The sequence below is a fragment of the Dyadobacter frigoris genome (assembly GCF_005280585.1).
GTDB lineage: Bacteria > Bacteroidota > Bacteroidia > Cytophagales > Spirosomataceae > Dyadobacter > Dyadobacter frigoris.
The window spans coordinates 1-25,602 of the sequence record NZ_SZVO01000023.1; the positions used below are offsets into that span (position 1 = coordinate 1).

Genomic DNA, 25,602 nt, shown 5'->3' on the forward strand with positions numbered 1-25,602 from the left:
TGAGTGAATTTTGAATGAGTGAATAAATGAATGACTGCATCGGCAGCCACCATTCAAAACTCTATCATTCAATCATTCAAACATTGTACACTCACAAAGAGCTTGTTGGTGGCTATTGGAACGGTCTGGGGCGACACTCGCTTCAACTCTTCTCATACCACAAATCAACAGAAAATCTTGTTGGTGGCTATTGGCCCGGTGTTCACCTCTTCCCATCCCGAACAGAGAAGTTAAGCCCGGAACCGCCGATGATACTTGGGTCAAACCTGGTAAAGTAGGTAGCCGCCACAATACTATTAAAATCAAAAGACCATCTCGAAAGGATGGTCTTTTTTTGTTGTTCACCTCTTTCCATCCCGGACAAAACCGCCGATGATACTTGGGTCTGCGCGACTCGGTCAACGTGTCCCGGTCAAACCTGCGCGATCCGACCTGGTAAAGTACGGGCCACGCCTAGTGCGGGACACGCAGGCTAGCCGCCACAATACTATTACAAAGACAAAAAAGACCATCTCAAAAGGATGGTCTTTTTTGTGGTATACTTACGTACCTCTTCCGCGACGCGTAAGTCCTACTCGCCCGCGAGCCCGGCCCGGCTACGCTCGGCGGGACAGAGAAGTTAAGGAATCAGTCCGAAAATTTGGGGGAATGTAAAATAATTTGTTTTAAATTCAGAACGGATTGTTATTGTATTAGAGTCTTATGAAACCTTTGTCCACCTTCTTCCGGATTAATTCCAAAACCTAAGAGCTAACCTAATCTACACAATTATTAGAAATCCGTAGTCTTATGCTTTTAAAAGAAGACATTCCTTCTAAAACCTTTTCAATGACTACGCAATCGGAATTTATTAGCCGAAGACTTGCATCCATAGATGCGTTACGGGGATTTGACATGTTGATGATATCAGGTGGCGGAACGTTTATCTTTTTGTTAAACGGAAAAACCGGTATCGCATTTATAGATTCTGTTTCAGCCCAATTTACTCATCCTGAATGGAACGGATTTACATTTTACGATTTCATTTTTCCTCTGTTCCTTTTCCTGGCCGGCACTTCTTTGGTATTCAGTTTGGCCGCTGGATTATCAAAAAACGTCACTAAAGCAAAATTACTTAGAAAGGTATTTGTCAGAATGCTGATCTTGATTGCTTTGGGAATTCTGGATAAAAATGCACCTGTTAATTTCTTTGATCCTGCACACATACGATATGGAAGTGTATTAGGAAGGATTGGGGTGGCTACTTTTGTCGGTGCTCTTCTTTATTTAAACTTTTCTCGGACACAACGCCTGTATTTGGCTGCATCAACCCTAATTCTATACTATCTGGCTTTGCTGTTAATTCCGGTTCCTGGATTTGGTGCAGGTGATTTTTCGTTTGAAGGCAATTTGGCAGGCTGGTTTGACCGGAATTTTATGCCTGGAAAACTGAAACAAGTCAAGTATGATGAGCTTGCAATTTTAACGACATTTCCGGCTATATGTATTACGATTTTCGGAATGCTTGCAGGGGATATTTTACTTGATATGAAATCATCCTTTTTAAAAGTAAAAGTGCTGTCAATTATGGGTTTTATTGGAATAGTAATAGGAATATGCTGGAATTTTATATTTCCTATCAACAAACATTTGTGGTCAAGTTCTTTTATCATGCTGACTTCCGGTATGGCGTTTCTTCTTTTAGCATTGTTTTATTGGGTTATTGATGTCAAGGGCTATCAAAAATGGGCTTTCTTCTTTCGGGTAATTGGGATGAATTCGTTGGTTATTTATCTTGCCATGCGTTTTATTGACTTTAATGCTTCGTCCCGTTTATTGTTTGAAGGATTCTACATGCATAGCTCTGAGAAATGGCATGAAGTATTTAACGCCTTAGGTGGGTTGGTTATCGTTTGGCTATTGCTTTACTTTTTGTATAAAAAGAAAATCTTCATAAAAATATAAGAAAGAATGAAACCTTAACTTATCATACGGCTCTACGTCAACGGGAGCAATTAAATCCCCAAAATAAATTTCTTTCTATGCCGGGTTCAAAAAGTATAATTGGCGATTACGGGCAATGGATTTCTTCCTTGAAAAAAGAAATACCGGCTCTTTCATTCCGAAATTCTAAATGGCAAGCATTGGATCAATGGAAAAACGAGGCGTTGATCAAAGTAAATGAACTTCTTGCAAAACCCTGTATTCAGGAAGTACCAGTAGTAACCGTGGAAAAAAAGTATACTTTCGATGGACTTGAAATAGAAGAGCTGTCATGGCAACTTCCCTATGGAAGAGTTACGAGAGCTGTTTTACTTAAACCTTCTGGTGTGACTAAATCACTTCCGGGCATTCTGGCGTTACATGATCACGCTGGTAAAAAATACTTTGGCTACCGGAAAATTGTTCGTACTTCCGATGATCCACACCCATTAATCCGGGATCATCAATCCACAGATTATAGTGGAAAAGCCTGGGCTAATGAAATTGCCAGGAAGGGTTACGTAGTTTTAGTACATGACACTTTCGCCTTTGGAAGTAGACGTGTACGTTATGAAGACGTTGAGGGTTTGGGCTATGGACCATTGAACGTAAATAACAGAACAGACTCAGATTCTGAAAAACCAGAGAACATTGAGCTTTATAACCAGTGGGCCGGCGAGCACGAGCATGTTATGTCTAAATCACTTTTTTCTGCTGGTACAACGTGGCCTGGTGTTGTGCTGGCGGAAGATCAAATTGCTCTTTCCATTTTGAGTGATCGTGCTGATGTTGATCCGGATAGAATTGGCTGCGGCGGTTTATCAGGTGGTGGATTACGCACTGTATATCTTGGTGGACTTGATCCAAGGATTAAATGTGCCGTTTGTGTTGGCTTTATGACAACATGGAATGATCTGATTCTGCATAAGTCATTTACGCACACCTGGATGACTTACGCACCGCTACTTCCCAATTACCTTGACTTTCCGGAAATTTTGGGACTTCGAGTTCCACTTCCCACTTTGGTGCAAAATAATATTCACGACGACTTATACACACTTTCAGAAATGAAAAAAGCGGATATAATCTTAGTAGAAGTGTATAAAAAGGCAAATGCAGCTCAACATTACAAAGCTGTTTTTTATGACGGACCACATAAATTTGATGCGAAAATGCAGTCTGATGCATTTCAATGGTTCGATAAATATTTGAAATAATCAAAGGCTCTATATTATTCTCCCCAAGCGGTGACAACAAAACTTCTTGATCCGCCCCGATCCCGATGTTCACATAAATAAATGCCCTGCCAGGTCCCCAATGCTAACTTTCCATTTCGGATTGGGATCATAACTGAGCTTCCAAGAATGGAAGCTTTAAGATGTGCAGGCATATCGTCAGAGCCTTCATAATCATGTTGATAGTCCGGATCGTTTTCGCGTACAGTTTTATTGAAAAACATTTCAAAATCTTTTCTGACCGTAGGATCTGCGTTTTCATTGATTGTTAAAGAGGCCGAAGTATGCTGAATGAAAACCTGGGACATACCGATTTTTATCTCGGCAATTTGAGGCATAGCATAGAGAACCTCCGTAGTAATTAAATGAAATCCTCTTCGTTTTTCTTTTAGCTGAAATCCTTGCTGGTACATTTTCATGGTTTATCCTTTTCAATAGAAATCTGTTACAATATGAATTTTACCAAAAATAAAGGTTGACCGGAAATCGATCAACCTTTACAATATAGTACTAAATAAATATCTCCAATTATAATCCCTTAATCACTTTTCTGAAAGCCCGGTTGTTACCTTGTTTAATTTCGATGATATAAACTCCTGCCGGCAAGGCTGAAATATCAATTCCTTTTAATTCTGACTGATTTTCTTTATTAACATGTAATTGTTTGTGAAGTCTTCCTATACCGGCGTCAAACACATTTATTTCAACCGGCGAATCATTTTTGTTCATCACATCAATTGAAATATAACGAGCCGTTGGATTAGGATAAACCTGAACAGACTCGTGTAAAGTCAAAGCGGTTTCGGTAGTTGATAAGGCAGTGACAAGCGAAGCTGTTGCCATGATAGAATCCGTTGAGGCTATTCTTGCATTCGATGCTGATCCTACAATAAACATTGGAGTTTCAGTGGCAGTAACCGTAATGTTTCCGGCTACAACTTCAACTTCTTCCATGTCCATATTATCACTTCCAGCTTTGGGACGATATACTTTTGCGTGAGAGAAGTCGCCTACATGCAATGTATAATTAGCAGTTCTGCCTTTTTCGTCAGGAACAGTTAAAATGTAGAGAGATTTTCCGTCCAAATCATATCTGTCAACCAGAGGATCCTGATAAGTTGTTTCCTTGTAGCTATATTCTCCAAAAAGTTTATTAACCTGATACAAGTAATCAGCAGATGGTCTGCGCGACTGATCTTCGTTTATTAAACCCGCACTACCGAATATTCCTCCTCCATCATTGTCATCATACATTTGGTAGAAGAACATTTTTGATATACCATGACGGGCAGAAAATAAGGAGGTTCTTAAAATCCAGTCACCCTGCGTTTCCAAAGCAGATTTATTCCCAATTGGAATTACTTTTAACGGACTTGTCTGAGCGATATCGTAACCTGCCTCTGTAATCCAGACCGGCATGTCATGTGAAATATCGTGTGATACCTGTACAAAATTTTCCAAAAGCTGATTAGCGGTTGTTACTTCCGGAGCTGCTGCACGCGTTGATGTTCCGCTTTGAGATGATGAAGCGTTGTCCGTGTATAAATGGAAATTAACAATATCCCAACACAAATTGACTGAGCCATCCGCATTGTAGCCACGGAATTCCCTGCACCAGTCAACCATACCTTTGATATAATCGGGGCCGGTTACCAAACCTGCGTTTACAACTTTAATATTTGGATCAGCGTTTTTTACACCAATTCCTGGTCCCATTGTATTTTTATGTCCGTCATAAAAAGCGGATAAATTGGCAGCATATTCACGGGCAGTCTGGTAGCCTTTTCTTCCCTTCCACCATTTGTCCCTTTCATTATCGCACTCAATATATTTAATAAGATTAAGACCTATTTTTAATGTATTTGGAGTATCGCCCGTCCATCTTGGCAAGGTATAAACGCTCAATAATGAAGGGTCAACATTGGTGTTACTTCCATAACGTGCAATGTATTGAAAAGCCACTCTAGCCTGATCTTTGTAAGATAATGGATCAGCAAAATCCTTTCCATACCGAACCGGAACATTTTCAGCATCACGTTCGCTTTCAGGATATGTTGCTAACATCCAGCCAGGAACTGTTTTCAAACAAGCTAATACTTCAATGTTTGCCTCTTTGCAACGTTGGTAAATTGCATCATAATTCCAGCCGCCGCTAAGCGTTGGGTTATATGAAAACTGTCCTTCGTTGGCTTCCAGTTTTTCCCAATCCATATAGTGACGGATTCCGGTAAAACTTTTTGCTGCGTTCATTTTGGTTTCACTTATTTCCCATGGACTTTGACCGTCTTCAAAATTCCATTCGTAAGCATTAACCCCAAACAAATCTCTTAATTTGATATCTTTTTTAGGGATTGGGGTAACTGCTTTTGTGGTTGGTTTATAAGTACCATACAATTCCATTTCCGTTGGAAAACCGTGTTTGATGCTTAAAACCAGATAACGGATGTTGGTTACTTTATTATCAAGTTTGAATAACGCGTCACCCGCCAATTGTCTGCCTGGATAAGGACCAACCCAGCCATTGTATACTTCGCCTGTGAATGTTGCAACAGGAATACGTTCCCATTGATCTGTAATCACGGATAAAATCATCGGATTATCTTTAAAAGTGCCTGTGAAGTCAAAAAACCTGATGCTTTCCAATGAGATTTCTTCTCCTTCAAGCAAAGGATAATACGCGTCATAGCGATCCAATGCAAGTCCATATCCCGTATTTACTTCCGTCTGCGTGTCACCATCAAATAAAGCATCAAGTCCGTTACTTGTATTATTTAATTGATACCAACGTTTTGGATCCAAGGGAATTTTGATAGCTGTGGAAGGATTTTCCGGGTCAACCGGCGTTGATACGGATTGAATAATTTGAGTTCTGGCTACATTTTCTGCTGCACTAAAACCAGTACTCTCTGCCTGAGAAGCGGTAATTACAGCTGAATCAGCTGCTAAAATTGTCGCTTTCCAGCTTCCTGTTTGATTTGAAACTGAAACAACAGAAGGGTTTGAAGAAACAAACGTAATCGGCGTTTCAGTATTTGTACTGGATACAGTCAGCTCAAAAGGAGCAGATCCCATCAGTTTTGCAGGAAGTTCACCAAATGTAATAACCGAAGGGGATTTAACTGGTGCGGTTCCTCCGCTGATCACTTCAAACCAGTTAAAGTAAAAGTCACCTTTATCAGCATAAAGTCGTAAAACCTGACTTCCGGCTGGAAGCGTTGCTGTGGTACTTATGGTCACATAGTTCTGCCAGCCAGAAATTGGAACTTCTACCTGACCAAGGATGTCCCCGGAAGCATTTTTTATTTGAATAAGTCCGTCGCCATAGCTTTTAAATACACGGAAGTTGAAAGTATACGTTCCCGCTGATGCTACATTAACATTATAATCAAAGTAATCTCCGGCATCGATATTATTTACGTTTTTTACACCATCTGCATCCTGAGTATCTTCTGTTCTTACATCGCTTGCTATATCAAAACTCTCAGCTTCAATTTTTCCTGGTACCGGGCGTGAAACAGTTCCTTCAAACCAGTTAAGGCTCCATACTCCTTTTTTTGAAAAAACACGTAAAACCTGATCGCCCGCTGGTAACTTTGCTATCAGATTGGCAGATCCCCATCCCTGCATTCCGCCTGTGCGAGGCAGATTATTAATTTGTCCTAAAACGGTTCCGTCCGCAGCGCGAAGCTCCAATGAAGCGTCGTCACTGAATCCATTAGCAACTCTGAATTTGAAAGTGTAAAAACCTGCTGACGCTGCCTTCACACTATAATCCATCCAGTTGTTGTCGCCGATCCAGCCAATATCCTGCCCGCCATCCACGTCCTCTGTGTTTTCAGAAGCAACGCCATTTACGGCACTGAAATTTTCAGCCTGTACTTTTCCAGGGATAAGGTTTGTTTTGGCCAACTCAAACCAGTTGAAATTGAAAGCTCCCCGGTTTGCATATATTCTGATGATCTGATTTCCGGCTGGTAAAGTTGCTATTGTACTGATGGTTTTCCAAACCTGCCATCCGCCGGTCAAAGGCACATCAACTTCTCCCAAAACATTTCCACCGGCGGTTTTTACCTGAATATTACCATTTCCATATTGATTGGCTACTCTGAAGTTGAAATTATAAGTTCCGGCTGTTGCTAAATTGACATTATAGTCCATGAAATCGCCATCATCAATATAACCTAAATTTTTCACCCCATCTGAATCTGCTGTATCTTCCGGGCGAACGTCACTGGCAACATCATAATTCTCAGCCTCGATTCTGCCTGGTAATGTTTTTGAACCTGAAACTTCAAACCAGTTAAGGCTGAAAATTCCTTTTTTTGCAAAAATTCGTAGTGTTTGTTTTCCGGCAGGTAAATTCACTAACATACTGGTTGTTGCCCAGCCCTGCATACCGCCAGTGCGTGGAAGATTGTTGATTTCTCCCAAAACAGTTCCATCAGCAGCTTTTAATGCGAGTGAAGCATCGTCACTAAAACCATTCGCTATGCGAAATTTGAAAGTGTATATTCCGGCAGAAAGTACGTTGACGCTGTAATCCATCCAGCTGTTATCACCGATCCAGCTTACGTCCAAACCTCCGCCAATATCTTCCGCAGTATCAGTTCCGGATCCGTTGATTGCTGTAAAGTTTTCAGCCTCAATTTTGCCCGGAATTAAATTTCCCTGATAAGCTTCAAACCAGTTAAAGTTGAATTCCCCTGCTCTGGCAAAAATCCTGATTGTCTGATTCCCTGCCGGTAATGTAGCCTCTGTGCTGATTGTAGTCCAATTTTGCCAGCCACCAGTTTGTGGGACGCTAACTTGTCCGAGTACAGATCCATTAGTATCCTGAATCTCGATAATTCCGTTTCCATAACTATTGGCTACCCGAAAATTGAAAGTATAAGTTCCTGCTGACGAAGCCTGAATCTGGTAATCCATCCAATCGTTGGCATCAATATAACCTACATTGAGTCCACCGCCCGTGTCGCTTGTGTTTTCTGTTGAAACACCGCTCATTTGGGTGTAATTTTCTGCCTCAGTCCTTCCCGGCGAAGGCTGATTATCCTGTGCATTAGCAGTGAAAATATTGCAAAAGAAAATTAAGCTAAGGAAAAGTCTCTTCATTGAATGCGCTGGTTATTAATTTTTTATCTAATATACAGGTTGTTCGCAATCTGTGTAGATAATTTTCCTGAAATTTATAGAATTACTTCGCGGTTTAGCCTTCGAAGTAATTATAAAACATAGAAAAGCTCCATGTTATCTGAATAACATGGAGCTTTTCTATGTTTGTTGAAGTTAGAACGTAAGATCGTTTTATTTATTTAACTTCCAACTGTACCATTTCTTCACAAGCTTTGGCACAATTTCTACATGCTTCGGCGCACATTTCACAATGTTTCATTCCCATTTTCGCATGTTTTTCACATTCAGCTGCGCAAGCGTTACAAACATCGGCACATACTTTACACAGATTGTCTGCAAATTCGCTGTCTAAAATCAGTAATTGTGCCGTCGCATAACATAAAGCAGAACACTGTAAATCCAGATTAATGCATTTTGCCTGCATATTTACATCTTTTTCTTTCAAACAAGCACTTGCGCAGTAGTTGCAGGCAGCAGCACATGCATTACAAAGGTCGATACAGTTTTGTAGTATTGGGTCAGTCATTGTTGAGCTCGTTAAGGAAGTGATGGTTTGGTATTTGGAAATAATAAATAATCCTGCCAGAAATGTTTTAGAATTGTTGTGATGTCCGGATCAAATATTCAAGTCAGACTTTTTGGGTTAGAAAGGTTATCTTTATGAAAATTTTGAAATTGATTTAACTATGCTCATTAAACAAAAACATCTCGAAGGAATAAAGGCAGGAAGCATTTCACTGGCATTCCGTAAATGGAAAAAACTTCAGGTGAATGCTGGCAGCCTTGTAAAAACCAGCGTAGGTGTGATCCGGATTGTTTCAACGGGAAAAACGGATCTTGATAAAATTACAGACGCAGACGCACAAAAGGCTGGATTTGCAGCCGCCCAACCATTGGTTCAGCTTCTGGAAAGCCAGAAAGATGGCGAAATTTATAAAATCGAGGTCGTTTTTGATTCCGAAAGTCCCAGGATTGAATTAAGAGAAGAAGTTGCTATCGATGAAGAGGAACTGGAAGCACTGAAAATTGCTCTGGAAAATCTGGATAAATTCAGCAAGGTGGGCAAGTGGACTACAAAAACTTTAATCGCAATTCAGGAAAACCCGAAACTACGGGCTGCTGATTTGGCGATTAAAGCAAAAAAAGAAAAAGAATGGCTAAAACTGAATATAAGAAAACTGAAAGCACTTGGCCTGACAATCAGCCATGAGCCGGGATATACCTTATCACCTCTCGGGGAGGAATATTTGAAATTAATAAGCAAGTAACATTTTCTCTATCAGCCCGGAATTTCCGGGCTTTTTTATTGTCTTAAAAAGCCTGATTATTAATTGGGAAATCGTTAAGTCTGTCAATGGGAATGGTTCTTTTAATAAATTCTTGATCAATGTAACTTCTCAACTAAACTTAGCAAATGATGAATATTGACGGACCTATAATTGTCATTGAAGATGATTTGGAAGATCAGTTTTTGATAGGAGAGACTTTTAAAAATCTTGCTTACGGCAACCAGATCTTGTTTTTTGAGGACGGTATAAAAGCGATGGAATATCTTGATACAACAAATTCCAAACCATTGTTGATTTTGTCTGATATTAATATGCCGAAAATGAATGGCCTGGAAATCAGGGATGTTGTGCATAATCATGAGCAGGAAAGCATCAAATGCATTCCCTATTTATTTTTCACGACAGGTGCTAACCAGCAATTGGTAATTGATGCCTATTCTACTTCTGTTCAGGGTTTTTTCAAAAAACCTGCGTCATTTGATGACTTTGAAAGAACAATCCGGACCATTGTTGACTATTTGAAAGAATGTATTTCGCCAGCCGAATTTTTATAATTATAACTTTTGCTGAGAGCAAAACTTCCGCAACCGGATATAATTTTTTTGACAAATCGATATGAGTTATTCTACATCCAAAATTGAACTTATCAAAGGCGACATAACCAAACTTGCTGTGGACGCGATAGTTAACGCCGCAAATTCTTCTTTGCTCGGAGGTGGAGGTGTAGACGGCGCCATTCACAGAGCTGGCGGATCGGAAATTTTAGAAGAATGCAGAAAAATTGTAGCAAGACAAGGTGGTTGTAAAACCGGTGAGGCAGTAATTACAACGGCTGGAAAATTACCTTCAAAATTCGTAATCCATACCGTTGGTCCGGTTTGGAACGGAGGCGAAAAGGACGAGGCAGAAAAACTTTCCAATTGTTATATCAATTCCTTGCAGCTTGCCGCCATGAATGGCTGCAAATCCGTTGCATTTCCAAATATCAGCACAGGCGTTTATGGTTATCCAAAATTTGTGGCCGCGCAAGTTGCGGTGCAAACAGTTTTAAAATTTCTGTCCAAAAATGACAAAATTGAAAAGGTGATTTTTGTATGTTTTGATGAAGAGAATTATTTGTTTGTGCAAAAGGAACTGAGCGGGGTGAAGGTTTAGTTTTTTAATGATAGAATGATAGAATGATAGAATGATAGAATGATAGAATGATAGAATAGTACAATTTTGTTGAAAATTGAAATTTAATAAATATAAATATCAGAGGAAGGACTTTTTTGAAAAGTTATACTAAAACCGAGAACTCGGATTTTGATTTATTGTTACTTATATACGGGCTAACACATTCTTGTTCAAGGTTGGTTCTCTTTAACTAATTTGACAATAAGTTGAATACACCAGTCAAACACGACGCTTACTCCGCACTTCGCTTTCCCGAATTTCGCTATTTTCTTGCCAATAGCTTTTTGTACAGATGCGCGCTCCTGATCCAGGAAGTGATCATCGCCTATGAACTTTACCGGCTAACCCATGATCCTTTGGCTTTGGGAATGATCGGTCTGGCGGAAGTTGTTCCCTTCATTGCAGTTTCTCTTTTCGGCGGCCACGTTGCAGATCGTAACGACAGACGGATTATTCTTCGTGTGAGTTTGTCGGTAATCATTGCCGGGTCTGCCATTTTATATTTCCTTTTTCAACCTCAATGGATTGCTGTTCTAACTACAAATCAGCATTTGTGGTCTGTTTATTCAGTTTTTTTTCTGATTGGGCTGGCAAAGGGTTTTTATTCCCCGGCTTCTTCTTCGTTGAAACCATTCCTTGTTCCCAGAGAAATTTATTCTAATTCTTCAACGTGGAGCAGTACATTTTCACAAGCTGGTGCCGTGATCGGCCCCGGGATTGCGGGTTTTCTCTATGTATATATGGGGTTGACGCATACCTTGCTCGCTATTATGATCACGATGGTAGTTTGTCTGGTATTGATCACTTTGATAAAAACGAATCCGGTTAATAACCGACTGTCAACGATCTCAATCTGGCAAAGTCTGAGAGATGGTTTGCGATTTGTGTTCAGTACTAAAATTATTTTATACGCGCTTTCGCTGGATATGTTTTCTGTATTATTTGGTGGTGTGATTGCTATTTTACCCGTTTTTGCGGAAGATATTCTGCATGTTGGTCCGGAAGGTTTAGGATTGTTAAGAGCCGCTCCGTCCGTTGGTGCTTTGATTACCATGTTTGCTATGGCGCATTTCCCACCGACACATCAGGCGTGGCGAAATATGTTAATTTCCGTGGCTGGTTTTGGTGTTTTTACAATCATATTTTCTCTTTCAACCAATTTTTGGCTGTCTTGTACGGCGTTATTTGCAACTGGAATTTGCGATAGTATCAGCGTAGTAATCCGTCAAACAATTATGCAGATTTTTCCTCCGGATGAAATGCGCGGGCGTGTTGCTTCGGTAAGTGGAATTTTTGTAAGTTCTTCTAATGAACTTGGCGCATTTGAATCCGGATTGGCAACAAGATTGGCCGGACCAATTCCAACCGTTTTGGTAGGTGGAGCAATAACACTTTTGGTAGTCACATATGTTTACAGCAAATCAAAAGATCTGTTTGAGATGAGGTTGACTTAATATTGAATTTCACAAAAAGCGGGGCACAGTTTCTAACGAATAGAAACTGTGCCCCGCTTTTTTATTATAATTTACGCTGCGGTTTTAAAAAATTTTGAGAAAAATAAAACCTGATAACTTATTGCATTTGTCCAGTATTCCCAATTATGCGCACCTTTTCGGGTAATGAAATCATGTGGAATATTATTGTCCAGAAGTTTCTGATGTAGTTTTACGTTGACAGGAAAAAAGAAATCCTCCGTTCCGCAATCGATAATCAATGGCAGTGTTTTTGGAGTTAAAAGATAAGTCAGGTTAACTACACTGTGGCTTTCCCATCTTTCGGGAAACTCTGCATAAGGCCCCAGCTTTTTCGCCAGATCCCAGTTTAAAGGAAAAGGCCGCAAATCCACACCGCCGCTCATACTGCCTGCAGCACCAAAAACATCCTGATGTTTGAGCGCCAGAAATAATGCGCCGTGCCCGCCCATACTCAAACCGGTAATGGCTCTTCCGGATTTGTTATTGATTGTTTTGTAATGTGAATCAATCCATGATACAAGCTCGGAACTTACGTAGGTTTCGTATTTCAAAGTAGTATCAACCGGACTGTCAAAATACCAGCTTGAAAAATTTCCATCCGGACAAACAATGATTAACTTATACTGATCAGCAAATTCAGCCACTGCTTTTACCTTACTGATCCAGTCGGCCTGATTGCCGCTGTAACCGTGTAATAAATATAAAACAGGAAGTTTTTCAGTTGATTTAATAACGTCAGGAGTAATGACAACAGCCTTAATGTTTTTCCGCATGGAAGGACTATATGTGGAAACGGTGTCAACTTTTGATGCTTTCAGCGATGTGATGCAAACGATAAAAAGCAGAGGAATTAATAAATATTTCATTTTCAGATTTAAAGTATTTTTAATTAAAAGGTGCAAACTGCTAGTGCTTACTGTTTTTTTCTGGCAGAGAATTCAATTTGATAAATACGATTATTTTAAAAGTAAGAAAAATAGATTTTATGTTATTTATCCTATATTTAGCATCTCATCCTCTCAATTTTAAAAATGGAAGAAAAAGATCTACGCCAAGTTACCTTTCATGGAGAAGGCAGCAAACTTTTTGGTATCTACATCGTCAATTTATTGTTGACCATTGTTACCGTTGGAATGTATTATCCATGGGCAAAAGCTGCAATTCTGCAATATGTTTATCAGGAAACGGAATTTGAAGGCAGCCGTTTTACTTTTCACGGAACGGGCAAAGAAATGTTTATTGGCTTTATCAAAGCGATCGGAATTTTTATCGTGATCTATGCATTTTTGCTAATCTGTATTTTTTCAAAAAAGCCATTGATCATGAGTATTGGCTTTTTAGTAACCTATGCAGCTTTTATTTTACTAATTCCAATAGCCATTCACGGTTCCACAAAATACCGGGCGTCGCGTTCATCCTGGCGCGGAATTCATTTTGGCTATCGCGGCGATAGGAAGGAATTTTTGCAGGAATTTATCATTGGTGCACTGATCACGATTTCCACTTTAGGAATTTACTATTTCTGGTTTATTATTAAAATCAGAAAATACATATTTGGTCACCTCCGTTTTGGAAGCATTTCATTTGCGTATAATGGCGGAGGCACGGACTATTTCAAGCTGCATCTAAAAGGTTATTTTCTGACGTTAATTACACTGGGCGTTTATTCTTTCTGGTATGTAAAAGACTTGTTCCGTTTTTTTGTCGATAATATCCAAATGGAGCAGGACGGAGAAATTGTAAAATTCCGTTCGACCGCAACCGCGGGCGGATATTTCAAACTGATTATTGGAAATCTTTTCATCGTTATATTAACTCTTGGTTTTGGAACTCCGTGGGCGACCGTCCGTACGCTTAATTTTATTTTCTCGAATATTCTGATCGAAGGAAATCTGGACGTGAATGCAATTCAACAAACTGAAATGGATTATCGCGATGCAACCGGTGAAGATATTTCGGATATGATTGATATTGGTTTGGTATAAAGAGAAGCTGTTTTATGTACCATTTCAATATTTTGTACTTCGATGGAAAGTTTTCGGTAACACATCAGGCAACGTTGGATTTGAAGCCGGATCACTGGATCATTCAGTATGTTGATCAGGATCAAAATGAACAGATAGTTCAATGGGAAATCAATGGAATTGAGAGAGATCTTGGTTTTAATTCACTTTATATTTTCAGATATGGTGATTTCCCCAAACAAACGATCGAATGTAAAGACGAAAATCTGCTCGTTTCACTTAAAAAACTATATCCTGAAAAGGCGTTTTTTCGTAAGAAAATCGATTTATTAATAAATCAGAACGGAACTGTCATTGCCGGACTTGCCTGTGCATTGGCTGGCTTACTTGCCGTAGCCTATTTTTATATTCTTCCATGGTTCGCGGAAACGGTTGCAGATAAAATACCAATAAGTATGGAGACGCAACTGGGAGAAACCATGTATGAAAATGTAATTTCTCAATACAACAAGGATGATAGTCTGACGCGCAGCGTCAATGATTTTGTAAAAGAAATTGATTTTAAAACGGATTATCCGGTTGAGGTTACTGTGGTCAAAGAAGATAAAATGAATGCATTTGCCTTGCCTGGCGGCCATATTGTCGTTTTTGATAAAATAATTTCAAAAATGAAAACGAAAGAAGAACTTGCAGCGCTTCTGGCACATGAAGTCGCGCATGTGCATTACCGGCATTCGTTGAAAAGTATTTTCCGTAGTTTATCCGGTTATTTATTGATTTCCTTAATTTTCAATGATATCAATGGAATTACGGCCGTTCTCGCAGATAATTCCAATATGCTGTTGAATTTAAATTATTCCCGAAACCTTGAAAAGGATGCTGATGAAAAAGCGGTTGTAATTTTGCAGGCGAACGGATTGAACTTAAAAGGTTTTGCTGATTTATTTTCTTTGTTAAAATTGGAATCAAAGGATTCCGAAACTTTAAATCTGCTAAGGACGCATCCGCTTACGGACGACAGAATTAAGTATGCAAAAGACGTTGCATTTCATCAGAAAGGGATTCGGAATAACGAAAAACTTGAAAAAAAATGGCAGGAAATCGTTGATCAGTCAAAATGAAAAAGCGCTGTATGGCACCATTTTTGTTATATTGAATTGAAATATAATGTTTTGGTATAAAAAGAAGTCATATGAAAACGCTCACGAAAGAAGGTCAACAGAAAATTGACGATATAGCATCACGATATGAATTAGGTAAGGACAGTGTTTTCGCCATGTTGAAAGCTGTAATTAATGGCAATGCCACAATGGCTCAATTTAATATTCCCGAACTTGGCGGCAGCGGTCAATGGATGAAGGGCGGAATGACGATGGTAGGCGATATGTTCAACCGGACTTTGAAAATTACCGTCGACCAGCTTTGTACCGAACTTGCTCAACTTGTTTCAACCGAAATTCTTTTTGAAGAACCAACTGAGCAAACCATTGAAAGTAAAAACGGAATTTCGGGCAAACCGTGGCCGACCGTTTTTGGTAATCCAACATCGAGTGGTTCTCAAAATAATTTCCGATATGCTTATTTTGGGCCGGTGCACCGTTTGGTGATAGAACAAAATGGTAACAGAGCAATTTACGATACAAAACATCACCAGATTTCCGGCGTTTCGCAGCAACAAGGCTCAGGGCAGTCTTATTTGTTAACAAGCCAGGATGGTCCGGTTGATATTTCCAGTTTACCTTTGATTTCAGAACCTGGAAATTTGACCCAGGAAACACCCGGACTTGCTTATGATGTGGTAAAATCTCAGGGATGGAATGAGAAAGAAAATGCTTCTAAACCTATATTGGCACCAATTTCGGAGGATTCAATATTCTCAACAATTGAAAAGCTTTCAGGTTTATTTGAAAAAGGACATATTACAGAAGAGGAATATAAGGCCAAGAAGGCAGAATTATTAGCGCGGTTATAATTGTTAAGGGGTAATTATTAAGGGTTAATGATTGGCTGAAATTAGTCTCGGAAATTTTGTATTTGCTTATACTAAAAAATCCCGGATTGAGAATTTCTCAATCCGGGATTTTTGTATATTTTGACTATTATAAGCTATTTACTGCTTGGTGTGCATCACGGTATTTTTTGATCAAATCGTGTGATGTAAGCAACGATGCTTTTTGATCTGTAATCAGTTGTCTGACGTCAACCGGGATTTCAGCATCTGATGCCAATGCATCCGCGTATGCCTCTTGTGCTGCATCTTCTCCGCCTTCACAGCTTTCAAGTGCTGCCTGCCTGCTATGGCCTGTAAATGTTGCTTTCACATCCATCCAGATACGGTAAATTTTACCGGAATTTGTAGTACCTGTTTCAACCTCACCACCAAGGCTAACAATCTGAGATGTTAATTCCGATACATAACCTCTGCTTTCGTTTGCCATTTTCTGGAATAAACCTTGCAGGTCTACGTCGATGTCATCTGTTTCCTTGATCGCTTTTTCGTATCCTTCAATACGGTCGTTGTTAATTTGGATCAGGTCATTTAATACTTCTATAAGATTTTCGTTCGCTGACATAACAGTGTAATTTTAAATGGATAATGCTGACAGATTTAAAAACTTTATGCCATCAAAATATTTGTATCGGAAGGCGTTTTTATATGGCAAAACCGGGGTGAAGTGTTGCCGTTTTTTCCCGATGGTGAGTAATTTAAGTACTTTTACGTATGGAGTTATGGGTCAAATAGTTTTTTAACTATTTGATAATAAGCTATTTGTGTATTATTAGAAGGCGAATCCAATTTTAAGGCCACCCCATTTATGGGTTCTGCCGGTTTCAAATTCCTTACTCAGGTAGGTCCGGTAATATTCAACGTAAAGATTCCGCACACTTAATATCACCCCATAAGAATTCTGAAAAGTGAAACGGTTGATTTGTCCCGCCGTTAAAGTATAAGGACTGCTCCGGTTGATAATTCCTCCCTGCATACTTGCGTCATATCCAATCAGACTAACCAAAGGCTGGGTATAGAAATAAAGCTGATAATTGTTTTTAATTCTTTTTTCATGTGTTTGAAAGGGAGAATCAAATCTTCCAATTGTAAGCGTAGCTCCGCCCTGGATTTTATCAGAAAGCGTACCGAGACGAATTCCTGAATTTGTGTTCAGAGAAATGATATCGGGAACATTGAAAATTTCTTTTTCGTAGTTCAATTCATAATTAACTACCACCTCATTTCGGATCTGATATTGCCAGCCCATCGGCTCGGGATCTCCCGTCCAGCTATGAATTTTCTTTTGCATTTTACCCGCAAAGGCAGCTGGGCCAAGCATACCGGTACTTAATATGGAAGACAATCTTGATTTGTGCAAAGTGTCAACAGAAACGGCGAAACTTTTGAGCATAATCACGCCGGCAAACGGACGATCATTCCGTAGAATTTCGTTGCTTTTAATACTGGTAGGAGTGAAACCGTAATGCTCAAAAGAAATACCATATTTTGTACGGCTGTTTTTTAACCGCAGCAATGTTTGTGATAACGGATTTTTTTTCAGGGCCGGATTGACAAATTCCAGATTGTAACCCTGAGTATAATAATAATCCGTTTTGGTGTAGAAATCATTGTCATAATGAATCCTGAGATATTTTTCCCCCGTTACATTTCTGAATGAGGCAATATTATCAATCCTCTGGCCAAAAGACACCAGGGGAAATAAAATGATTAATATTAAAAGTAGTTTTCGCATAGTGAGAAATATACGATCTCAAACTTGCGACGGATTAAGCCAGATGCGCCAATAATGCTTTTACATGCAATTCATTATCGGAAAGATATTTGGCATGATCTACTTCTTTATGAAAAATGCGCTGGATTTTTCCTTTTTCATAAGCCAGGAAAACAGCAGGATGCACATAGTATTTTCTGCAAACGGTTCGTGTATTTCCCAAATGTGCAGCTACGGCACCCAGGCAAGTATTTACTGTTTTTGTAAATTCTCTTTTGGTTTTATATTCTGATTGGCTACTCAAAAACTCAAAGGCAGTAACAGTACCCGTCCAGGTACGGAAATCTTTTGCGGAAAAATTTGCTCCGGTATATATTCTGATATATTTGTTCACATGGCTGGCGGACAAAGCACATTTTTCTCCTTTTTCATTGGTGTGAAGCAAGATCACTTTTCTTCGATAAACATTTTTCAAGAATGCAGATCAGGCTCGAAAAACTGGTTGGCTTCTGAACATAGAGGTTAGCACCTGCATTGTAAGCTGATTCCAGAAGATAACCCGCTACGGAAGTGGATAAAATAATAACCGGAGTTTTCCGGAAAGTATCCGTTGACCTCAGTTCTGAAAGACATTCAAGTCCGTTTTTAACCGGCATGTTCATGTCCAGAAATATTATGTCAGGAACGACTTCACTTGAATTTAATTTTTTCATCAATTCCAAACCATTTTCAGCTGTTACAAGGTTAGACGATAGGGGAAGTTGTTCTAATGCTTCCTGAAAAAGGAACGTATCATCTTCGTCATCATCTGCTAAAAAAATATTGTAGAATTTATCCGGGGTCATATTTTGGTACTCCTGAAATTGCGTCAAGTTCTGGTTTATGTTATTTGAATCTGACAAAGTTATGATTACCAGGTCTTACACAACAAACTTTTTTCATAGGTTAAACAGAACATAAAATTAATACAAATTTTTTCGATTCTTTCGGATTTAATATATTCAATGTTGAATAAAATCGCCATTGTGAGATATGGGATTTAGGGATCGATTTAGCTAAAACAGCTTTTCAGGACAGATGCCCAAGAAAATTTTGATGGCATAATTTTTTGATTTTTGGTACCAAATATCACCTAAAATGTAAGAAATTATGAATAAGGTCACATTAAGTGCGCTGTTTCTGGCAAGTATATTGACATTCTCGTCTTGTAACTCTTCAAAAAAAGAAGACAGCAAGGACATGGCGGAAGATGCCAACGAAAAAAAATTCGATGATACAAAAATTGAAGACGATACAGAATTTGCGGTTGCAGCAGCGGATGGCGGAATGCTGGAAGTACAATTAGGAGAGCTGGCTGAAAAAAATGCAGCTTCTCCCGGCGTAAAAGATTTTGGTAAAATGATGGTAAAAGATCATTCGAAAGCGAATGACGAACTGAAAGCGCTGGCAGCTAAGAAGAATATTACTTTGCCAACAACATTAAGCGAGAAATGTCAGAAAATGTATAACGATCTCGCAGAGAAAACCGGAAAGGACTTTGACAAAGCTTATGTTTCTGCTATGGTTGATGACCACAAGGAAGACATTAAGGAATTTGAAGATGCTTCGAAAGACGGTATAGATGCTGACATAAAAACTTGGGCAGCAGAAAAATTACCAACTTTAAATCATCATCTGGAAACGGTACAAGGTTTGAAGGAAACGCTTAAATAAGCATCAAAATCCTTTTGTATTAAAGCGGAACGACCTTGGGTTGTTCCGCTTTTTTTGTGAGTATTATTTTGAAGGAAATGGCTTATTTTAATTAATCCTTGTTTTTTGAAAGTATATAAAGTTATTTTGTCTACTAATTTTATAGAGTAATTCGTTACTTGTTTATTTATACCATGCAAACCCGAAAGATCAGCCTGAAATTTTTATCGTTTATCCTCGTTTTTTTGTACCTTTTTTTGGGAACTGATTTCGTTTTATTAGCCCAGAACAGACAAGAGAAAAGGCCCAATATCATTTTTATATTTTCCGATGATCATGCTTATCAGGCTATAAGTGCCTATGGGAGCAAATTGGCACAAACACCCAATATTGACCGGATTGCGCGTGAAGGTGCTATTTTGACAAACGCTTTAATAACAAATTCCATTTGCGGTCCGAGCCGTGCTACTTTACTTACCGGAAAATATAGCCACATGAATGGTTATAAAGTGAATGAAAAAAAGTTTGATGTAACGCAGCAAATATTTCCTGCACTTCTTCAAAAAAGTGGTTACCAAACGGCCTGGGTTGGGAAATGGCATTTGGGAAGTTTGCCGGTTGGATTTGATTTCTGGAAAGTTTTACCCGGGCAGGGACAATATTACAATCCGGATTTGATTGGCCAAAAAGGTGATACAACGCGTGTCAATGGTTATGTGACAGACATCATTACAGATCTTTCGTTGAATTGGCTAAAAGAAAGAGACCAGTCGAAACCATTTTTTATGGTTGTTGGGGAAAAAGCGACGCACCGGGAATGGCTTCCGGATTTACAGGATCTTGGGGCTTATGATGATGTGGATTTTCCGTTGCCTGCGAATTTTTTCGATGATTATAAAAACCGCATCGCTGCCGGAAAGCAGGATATGACGATTGATAAAACGATGCTGCTAAGGCAAGATTTGAAAGTACATGCGGATTATGAGAAAGACGGGATGTACAAAAGATTTACACCGGAGCAGAAAAAAATATTTTCCGACTACTACGAAAATAAAATCAGCAAAGATTTTGATGATAAAAAACTGACCGGTGAAGCTTTGGTAAAATGGAAATATCAGCGTTATATCAAGGATTATCTTTCAACAGCAAAATCGCTTGATAGAAATATCGGTAAAATGCTGGACTATCTGGATCAGAGTGGTTTGTCTAAAAATACAGTTGTTATTTACGCTTCTGACCAAGGTTTTTATCTGGGTGAACATGGCTGGTTTGACAAAAGATTTATATACGAAGAATCGCTAAAAACGCCATTTGTAATTCGCTATCCCGGCGTAATAAAACCCGGTACAACAGTTGAACAACTAATTCTGAATATAGACTGGGCGCCAACTTTACTCAATATTGCCGGAACAAAAATCCCTGCTGATATCCAGGGAACATCGTTTTTGCCTTTGCTTCACACACCACAGGTTACCAAAACGCCGTGGAGAAAAGGAGCTTATTACCATTATTATGAATTTCCGCAGCCGCATCATGTTTATCCGCATTTTGGCATAAGGACAAAACGGTATAAGCTGGCATATTTCTATGGTGGTGCGGATTCGTGGGAATTGTATGATCTGGAAAAAGATCCAACGGAGATATCAAATGTTTACGGAGCGCCAGGGTACGAATCGATCGGTCTTGATTTGAAAGCGGAATTGAAATCGCTTATGATTCAGTACAAGGATACCGACGCCTTGGAAATTTTGAACTTAGCTAAATAAGATTGATTGTGCAGAAAACAGAATATGACGCCATTGTTGTAGGTTCAGGGCCTAATGGATTTGCTGCCGCAATTACTTTACAGCAACAGGGACTTTCTGTTTTATTGATTGAAGGTAAAAAGGAGATAGGCGGAGGAATGAGAACGCAGGCATTAACACTGCCGGGTTTTTTACATGATGTTTGTTCAGCGGTTCATCCGATGGCGGTGCTTTCTCCATTTTTTAAAAGTTTATCGCTTGAACAATATGGACTAGAATTAATTCATCCAAAACATGCCGCCGCACACCCTTTTGATGACGGAACAGCTGGTATTTTGGACCGTTCGGTTGAAGAAACGGCAAAAGGTTTGGGAAAAGATGAGGAAGCTTATCTGAATTTTATGAGTCCGGTTGTACGGGATTTGCCCAAATTATTGCCGGATTTATTGGGTCCGTTTCCAATACCAAAATATCCACTGGCATTGGCAGAATTTGGATTAAAAGCAATTCCATCCGCTGTTTATGTGGCGAATAAATTTAAGACAAAACTCGCCCGTGGACTTTGGGCAGGCATGGCCGCCCATGCGATTCAGCCGCTAGGAAACCTGACAACTTCCGCAATTGGATTGATGTTGATGGCAGCAGGACATGTAGCCGGCTGGCCAATTCCGAAGGGTGGTTCTCAGTCTGTTGCGAATGCTTTGGCTGCCGGATTTCTGGCTTTGGGAGGGGAAATTCAAACTGATTTTCTGGTAAAATCATTGAATCAGCTTCCACCTGCAAGAGTTGTTTTGTTTGATGTAACGCCAAAACAATTGGTAGAAATTGCCGGAGAAAAGTTAAGTGCTTCGTATAAAAATCGTTTGGTAAAATACCGTTACGGCATGGGCGTTTTTAAAATCGACTGGGCTTTGAGTGCGCCGATTCCTTTTAAAGCGGAAGCATGCCGAAGTGCGGGAACTGTACATTTGGGTAATACCCTGGAAGAAATTGCAGAAGGTGAAAAAATGACGTCGGAAGGAAAACAATCACAAAAACCTTATGTGCTTTTATCCCAGCCAAGTGTATTTGATGATAGCCGTGCGCCGGAAGGAAAACATACGGCGTGGGCTTATTGTCACGTACCAAATGGCTCGAAAGAAGATATGACGGCCGCGATTGAAAATCAGGTGGAACGTTTTGCGCCGGGTTTTAAGGATTTGATCATTGCCCGAAGTACAATGAATACAGAACAAATGGAGGCATATAATCCGAATTATATCGGTGGGGATATTAATGGCGGAGTTCAGGATATTTTTCAATTGTATACGCGTCCGGTTTTAAGTTTATCGCCTTACCGGACCTCTGATGCAGGAATATATCTTTGCTCGTCATCTACGCCACCGGGGGGAGGCGTTCATGGAATGTGTGGATATCATGCAGCGAAAAGTGCTTTGAAGGATATTTTTAAAATTTCAATTAGTTGAAATAGACCGGTTAACAGCAGGTCGTTGGTAGTAAATAAATAAAATTTGAGATGAAGGTTTTTGAAAAAGTATTTTTGTTGATGTCGCTCGCCGTCATCGGTTTAAGCTGTCAGACAAAACAGACAGCAGAAGAAAAAACGAAGGATAGTCTGGCAAAATGTATCGCAGACGGAATGCCTACACGTGCTTCTGCAATTTTGGCAAGTCAGGAAAAAATTGTGGAAGGAAAAGGAAGCAATGACGGAATGGTTTTGATTAAAGGTGGCGAATTTCTGATGGGCGCTGATGAATTCCCGGATTCAAGACCGATGCATAAAGTGAGTGTCGATCCTTTCTACATGGATGAGCATGAGGTAACAAACGCGGAGTTTTCCCGTTTTGTTAAGGCCACAAACTATAAAACCATTGCAGAACGTCCATTAAATCCAGTCGATTATCCGGGAGTTCCAGCAGATAAACTTGTTCCGGGTTCGGCGGTTTTTACACCGACAGCACAAAAAGTTTCGCTGGAAAATCCCCTGCAATGGTGGAATTATGTACCAGGTGCAAGTTGGTCACAGCCCGAGGGAAAAGGAAGTTCGATTAAAGGCCGCGAAAATTTGCCGGTCGTTCATGTTTCCTATGAGGATGCAACTGCATATGCCAAATGGGCCGGAAAGCGTTTGCCAACAGAAGCTGAATGGGAATTTGCTGCACAGGGAGGAAAAGGAAATCATACCTACTATTGGGGAGACCAGCTGAAACCCGCCAACAAATGGGTTGCCAATATTTATCAGGGAAGTTTTCCTGACAATAATTTAAAAGAAGATGGTTATGCAGGTGCCGCACCTGTTAAAACATTTCCAGCTAATTCTTATGGTTTGTTTGACATGGATGGCAACGTCTGGGAATGGTGCGAGGATTTATACCGTCCGGATTATTATCAGAAAAGTCCGGCTAAAAATCCTCAGGGTCCAAAAGATAGTTATGATCCTGATGAACCCGGTGCTGTAAAACGTGTTCAGCGTGGCGGATCATTTCTGTGCAGCGACGAATATTGCATTCGCTACAAGGCAGGAAGCCGTGGAAAAGGTGAAGTTACGAGCGGAAGTAATAATTTAGGCTTTCGTTGCGTAATGGCTGTAAAATAATTTCACAGTTATAATCTGTTCATTATTAAATAGTTATGTTTGGTGAAATGCAAAAAAGGTATTGTTTCAAAAATAATTATACTCTATTAAGTTAATAGAATAAGTATTCTATTGTTTTTATCAGGAATAAGACATTACTTTGTAATATAAAATTTAATTTTGGGATCGAAAATTAAATCATTTGAAACGGATTGGCTTAGTATATGAGTACTCGTTTTTTGACAGTTCCAGGGTTGGCGGGTTCGGGGCCGCAGCATTGGCAAACCATTTGGGAAGTTCAGCAACCCGATTTTTTTAGCAGAATTGAACAGGATAACTGGGATTGGCCGAACCGTGAAGATTGGGTAGAAAGATTGCAGGAGATTATCAGCAAATTGACATCTCCGACCGTTTTGGTTGCGCATAGTCTGGGCTGCATAACGGTGGTTCACTGGGCAGCAAAATATTCGTCTCCATGGATTGAAGGCGCTTTACTGGTTGCACCGGCAGATGCTGAACTATCAAAAAGATTGAATTTTGTTGAGGGGTTTGTTCCCATTTCTTTTTTGCCGTTACCGTTTAAAAGTATCGTTGTAGCAAGTACCAATGACATTTACGCTTCGATCAAACGTTCGCAATTTTTTGCAAATGCATGGGGAAGTGAGTTTATAAATCTTGGAAAAAAAGGGCATATCAATGCCGTATCAAAACTGCAAGACTGGCCGGAGGGAAAAGATATCCTTAAACAACTGGCAAATTCCGGGTTTGTTGGCATAAAATAAAAGTAGTTAAAGTTTTTATATCAAGTAGTAATTGGGCTAGTACAGTGTATCGGGTGCGATTTCCGCACCCGATTACCTTTTTTCAGGAATTTATTTACATCTTTATAAAATCTCTAATCAATTTAATTTCAAGAAAACGATGAAAAAAATCTTTGTGTTTGCATTGGTGGGTCTATGGGTAAATGCTGCTGCGATTGCAGGTGGTCCGGCTAAGTCAAAAGTTGCTGACAAAAGTTTAAGTGTTGATACAAAAGCAAGCAAAGTTGTTTGGGTTGGTAAAAAAGTAACCGGCGAACATACCGGAGTTGTGCCTATCAGCAGCGGAACGTTAATTTTGGATAAAGATAAATTGAAAGGCGGAAACTTCGTTTTAGACACAAAATCTTTGACAGTTACGGATTTAACGGACAATGATTCCAATGGAAAACTAACAGGCCATTTGAAAAGCAATGACTTTTTTGCGGTTGAAAAATTTCCTCAGTCTAAACTTGATATTACTTCGGTAACTGCAAAAGGAGCGAACGTATATGACGTAACAGGAAAGCTGACAATTAAAGGAATTACAAACGATATCACGTTTCCTGTAACAGTAAAAGCAGATGGAAAAACAGTAGCTGCAACTGCGAAATTAACTGTTGACCGTACAAAATATGACATTAAATTCCGTTCAACAAATTTCTTCGAAAACCTTGGCGACAAGGCAATTTCAAATGATTTTATTTTGGATGTAAATCTGGTTGCGAACAAGTAGGCATTGGCTATTAGCTTTTAGGAATTAGCTTTTTGCCCGAACAAAGTTTGTTGAAACTACCCGTTGATTCATTTCGGCGGGTAGTTTTTTTGTGGGTTGAG

23 protein-coding genes and 1 rRNA gene are annotated in these 25,602 nt (G+C 39.5%); 16 read left to right on the top strand and 8 right to left on the bottom strand.

The window, feature by feature from the left end:
• Window positions 1-179 precede the first annotated feature (179 nt).
• The 3 genes from rrf (at window position 180) to FDK13_RS31540 (ending at window position 3,179) form a co-directional block, all read left to right on the top strand.
• Window positions 180-291: ribosomal RNA gene (gene rrf / locus FDK13_RS31530) — 5S ribosomal RNA — on the top strand.
• A 498-nt stretch (window positions 292-789) separates the two neighbouring features.
• Complete coding sequence (locus tag FDK13_RS31535) at window positions 790-1,944, top strand: acyltransferase family protein (RefSeq protein WP_137344009.1); 1,155 nt, start codon at window positions 790-792, stop codon at window positions 1,942-1,944.
• 77 nt (window positions 1,945-2,021) lie between these two features.
• Complete coding sequence (locus FDK13_RS31540; protein ID WP_137344010.1) at window positions 2,022-3,179, top strand: dienelactone hydrolase family protein; 1,158 nt, start codon at window positions 2,022-2,024, stop codon at window positions 3,177-3,179.
• A gap of 14 nt (window positions 3,180-3,193) precedes the next feature.
• Here FDK13_RS31540 and FDK13_RS31545 read toward each other — a convergent pair whose 3' ends face one another.
• The 3 genes from FDK13_RS31545 to FDK13_RS31555 all read right to left on the bottom strand — a co-directional run bounded on the left by FDK13_RS31545 (window position 3,194) and on the right by FDK13_RS31555 (window position 8,856).
• The gene (locus tag FDK13_RS31545; protein WP_137344011.1) at window positions 3,194-3,616 is read right to left on the bottom strand and encodes a secondary thiamine-phosphate synthase enzyme YjbQ; all 423 of its coding nucleotides are present in this window, start codon (window positions 3,614-3,616) and stop codon (window positions 3,194-3,196) included.
• Window positions 3,617-3,725: 109 nt separating this feature from the next.
• The gene (locus tag FDK13_RS31550) at window positions 3,726-8,309 is read right to left on the bottom strand and encodes a carbohydrate-binding protein (RefSeq protein ID WP_229216303.1); all 4,584 of its coding nucleotides are present in this window, start codon (window positions 8,307-8,309) and stop codon (window positions 3,726-3,728) included.
• A gap of 196 nt (window positions 8,310-8,505) precedes the next feature.
• Window positions 8,506-8,856, bottom strand: a complete 351-nt coding sequence (locus FDK13_RS31555; RefSeq protein ID WP_137344012.1) for a four-helix bundle copper-binding protein — start codon at window positions 8,854-8,856, stop codon at window positions 8,506-8,508.
• Between the two features lie 160 nt (window positions 8,857-9,016).
• Between FDK13_RS31555 and FDK13_RS31560 the strand changes: the two genes are divergently transcribed.
• From FDK13_RS31560 to FDK13_RS31575, 4 genes are all read left to right on the top strand, one after another.
• Window positions 9,017-9,598 (top strand): ASCH domain-containing protein, encoded by a 582-nt coding sequence (locus FDK13_RS31560; protein WP_137344013.1) that lies wholly within the window; start codon window positions 9,017-9,019, stop codon window positions 9,596-9,598.
• Window positions 9,599-9,744: 146 nt separating this feature from the next.
• Window positions 9,745-10,173, top strand: coding sequence for a response regulator (locus tag FDK13_RS31565; protein WP_229216304.1), 429 nt, complete (start codon window positions 9,745-9,747; stop codon window positions 10,171-10,173).
• A gap of 61 nt (window positions 10,174-10,234) precedes the next feature.
• Window positions 10,235-10,774, top strand: coding sequence for an O-acetyl-ADP-ribose deacetylase (locus tag FDK13_RS31570; protein ID WP_137344014.1), 540 nt, complete (start codon window positions 10,235-10,237; stop codon window positions 10,772-10,774).
• A 227-nt stretch (window positions 10,775-11,001) separates the two neighbouring features.
• Window positions 11,002-12,249, top strand: a complete 1,248-nt coding sequence (locus FDK13_RS31575) for an MFS transporter (protein WP_137344015.1) — start codon at window positions 11,002-11,004, stop codon at window positions 12,247-12,249.
• Window positions 12,250-12,320: 71 nt separating this feature from the next.
• Here FDK13_RS31575 and FDK13_RS31580 read toward each other — a convergent pair whose 3' ends face one another.
• Entirely contained in the window at window positions 12,321-13,136 is an 816-nt protein-coding gene (locus FDK13_RS31580; protein ID WP_137344016.1) for an alpha/beta hydrolase, read from the bottom strand.
• Between the two features lie 165 nt (window positions 13,137-13,301).
• On the opposite strand from FDK13_RS31580, the gene FDK13_RS31585 reads away from it, so the two are divergent.
• The 3 genes from FDK13_RS31585 (at window position 13,302) to FDK13_RS31595 (ending at window position 16,206) form a co-directional block, all read left to right on the top strand.
• Complete coding sequence (locus tag FDK13_RS31585; RefSeq protein ID WP_137344017.1) at window positions 13,302-14,255, top strand: YjgN family protein; 954 nt, start codon at window positions 13,302-13,304, stop codon at window positions 14,253-14,255.
• Between the two features lie 14 nt (window positions 14,256-14,269).
• Window positions 14,270-15,355, top strand: coding sequence for a M48 family metallopeptidase (locus FDK13_RS31590; RefSeq protein ID WP_137344018.1), 1,086 nt, complete (start codon window positions 14,270-14,272; stop codon window positions 15,353-15,355).
• 71 nt (window positions 15,356-15,426) lie between these two features.
• Window positions 15,427-16,206, top strand: a complete 780-nt coding sequence (locus FDK13_RS31595; protein ID WP_137344019.1) for an SHOCT domain-containing protein — start codon at window positions 15,427-15,429, stop codon at window positions 16,204-16,206.
• Window positions 16,207-16,333: 127 nt separating this feature from the next.
• On the opposite strand, the gene FDK13_RS31600 is transcribed toward FDK13_RS31595, so the two are convergent.
• From FDK13_RS31600 to FDK13_RS31615, 4 genes are all read right to left on the bottom strand, one after another.
• Window positions 16,334-16,807 (bottom strand): ferritin-like domain-containing protein, encoded by a 474-nt coding sequence (locus FDK13_RS31600; protein ID WP_137344020.1) that lies wholly within the window; start codon window positions 16,805-16,807, stop codon window positions 16,334-16,336.
• Between the two features lie 207 nt (window positions 16,808-17,014).
• Window positions 17,015-17,977: a lipid A deacylase LpxR family protein gene (locus tag FDK13_RS31605; protein WP_137344021.1), complete on the bottom strand. Its 963-nt coding sequence runs from the start codon at window positions 17,975-17,977 to the stop codon at window positions 17,015-17,017.
• A gap of 34 nt (window positions 17,978-18,011) precedes the next feature.
• Complete coding sequence (locus FDK13_RS31610) at window positions 18,012-18,401, bottom strand: hypothetical protein (RefSeq protein ID WP_229216305.1); 390 nt, start codon at window positions 18,399-18,401, stop codon at window positions 18,012-18,014.
• The gene (locus tag FDK13_RS31615; RefSeq protein WP_137344023.1) at window positions 18,385-18,801 is read right to left on the bottom strand and encodes a response regulator; all 417 of its coding nucleotides are present in this window, start codon (window positions 18,799-18,801) and stop codon (window positions 18,385-18,387) included. The genes FDK13_RS31610 and FDK13_RS31615 overlap by 17 nt, the downstream gene beginning before the upstream one ends.
• 304 nt (window positions 18,802-19,105) lie before the next feature.
• Here FDK13_RS31615 and FDK13_RS31620 point away from each other — a divergent pair, with 304 nt between their 5' ends.
• The 6 genes from FDK13_RS31620 (at window position 19,106) to FDK13_RS31645 (ending at window position 25,501) form a co-directional block, all read left to right on the top strand.
• Window positions 19,106-19,669: a DUF4142 domain-containing protein gene (locus tag FDK13_RS31620; protein WP_137344024.1), complete on the top strand. Its 564-nt coding sequence runs from the start codon at window positions 19,106-19,108 to the stop codon at window positions 19,667-19,669.
• A gap of 173 nt (window positions 19,670-19,842) precedes the next feature.
• Window positions 19,843-21,414, top strand: a complete 1,572-nt coding sequence (locus tag FDK13_RS31625) for a sulfatase family protein (RefSeq protein ID WP_137344025.1) — start codon at window positions 19,843-19,845, stop codon at window positions 21,412-21,414.
• 8 nt (window positions 21,415-21,422) lie between these two features.
• Window positions 21,423-22,859 carry a phytoene desaturase family protein gene (locus FDK13_RS31630; protein WP_137344026.1) on the top strand — a complete coding sequence of 479 codons (1,437 nt, stop codon included), beginning with the start codon at window positions 21,423-21,425 and terminating at the stop codon, window positions 22,857-22,859.
• Between the two features lie 50 nt (window positions 22,860-22,909).
• A complete protein-coding gene (locus tag FDK13_RS31635; protein WP_137344027.1) occupies window positions 22,910-23,989 on the top strand; it encodes a formylglycine-generating enzyme family protein in 1,080 nt (359 codons plus the stop codon).
• 203 nt (window positions 23,990-24,192) lie between these two features.
• Window positions 24,193-24,750: an RBBP9/YdeN family alpha/beta hydrolase gene (locus FDK13_RS31640; protein ID WP_137344028.1), complete on the top strand. Its 558-nt coding sequence runs from the start codon at window positions 24,193-24,195 to the stop codon at window positions 24,748-24,750.
• 139 nt (window positions 24,751-24,889) lie between these two features.
• Window positions 24,890-25,501 (top strand): YceI family protein, encoded by a 612-nt coding sequence (locus tag FDK13_RS31645; RefSeq protein ID WP_170982967.1) that lies wholly within the window; start codon window positions 24,890-24,892, stop codon window positions 25,499-25,501.
• Window positions 25,502-25,602 lie beyond the last annotated feature (101 nt).

Coding starts and splice junctions, on each gene's coding strand:
- FDK13_RS31535 (WP_137344009.1), top strand. CDS start 790: ATGCTTTTAAAAGAAGACATTCCTTCTAAAACCTTTTCAATGACTACG.
- FDK13_RS31540 (WP_137344010.1), top strand. CDS start 2,022: ATGCCGGGTTCAAAAAGTATAATTGGCGATTACGGGCAATGGATTTCT.
- FDK13_RS31545 (WP_137344011.1), bottom strand. CDS start 3,616: ATGAAAATGTACCAGCAAGGATTTCAGCTAAAAGAAAAACGAAGAGGA.
- FDK13_RS31550 (WP_229216303.1), bottom strand. CDS start 8,309: ATGAAGAGACTTTTCCTTAGCTTAATTTTCTTTTGCAATATTTTCACT.
- FDK13_RS31555 (WP_137344012.1), bottom strand. CDS start 8,856: ATGACTGACCCAATACTACAAAACTGTATCGACCTTTGTAATGCATGT.
- FDK13_RS31560 (WP_137344013.1), top strand. CDS start 9,017: ATGCTCATTAAACAAAAACATCTCGAAGGAATAAAGGCAGGAAGCATT.
- FDK13_RS31565 (WP_229216304.1), top strand. CDS start 9,745: ATGATGAATATTGACGGACCTATAATTGTCATTGAAGATGATTTGGAA.
- FDK13_RS31570 (WP_137344014.1), top strand. CDS start 10,235: ATGAGTTATTCTACATCCAAAATTGAACTTATCAAAGGCGACATAACC.
- FDK13_RS31580 (WP_137344016.1), bottom strand. CDS start 13,136: ATGAAATATTTATTAATTCCTCTGCTTTTTATCGTTTGCATCACATCG.
- FDK13_RS31585 (WP_137344017.1), top strand. CDS start 13,302: ATGGAAGAAAAAGATCTACGCCAAGTTACCTTTCATGGAGAAGGCAGC.
- FDK13_RS31590 (WP_137344018.1), top strand. CDS start 14,270: ATGTACCATTTCAATATTTTGTACTTCGATGGAAAGTTTTCGGTAACA.
- FDK13_RS31595 (WP_137344019.1), top strand. CDS start 15,427: ATGAAAACGCTCACGAAAGAAGGTCAACAGAAAATTGACGATATAGCA.
- FDK13_RS31600 (WP_137344020.1), bottom strand. CDS start 16,807: ATGTCAGCGAACGAAAATCTTATAGAAGTATTAAATGACCTGATCCAA.
- FDK13_RS31605 (WP_137344021.1), bottom strand. CDS start 17,977: ATGCGAAAACTACTTTTAATATTAATCATTTTATTTCCCCTGGTGTCT.
- FDK13_RS31615 (WP_137344023.1), bottom strand. CDS start 18,801: ATGACCCCGGATAAATTCTACAATATTTTTTTAGCAGATGATGACGAA.
- FDK13_RS31620 (WP_137344024.1), top strand. CDS start 19,106: ATGAATAAGGTCACATTAAGTGCGCTGTTTCTGGCAAGTATATTGACA.
- FDK13_RS31625 (WP_137344025.1), top strand. CDS start 19,843: ATGCAAACCCGAAAGATCAGCCTGAAATTTTTATCGTTTATCCTCGTT.
- FDK13_RS31635 (WP_137344027.1), top strand. CDS start 22,910: ATGAAGGTTTTTGAAAAAGTATTTTTGTTGATGTCGCTCGCCGTCATC.
- FDK13_RS31640 (WP_137344028.1), top strand. CDS start 24,193: ATGAGTACTCGTTTTTTGACAGTTCCAGGGTTGGCGGGTTCGGGGCCG.
- FDK13_RS31645 (WP_170982967.1), top strand. CDS start 24,890: ATGAAAAAAATCTTTGTGTTTGCATTGGTGGGTCTATGGGTAAATGCT.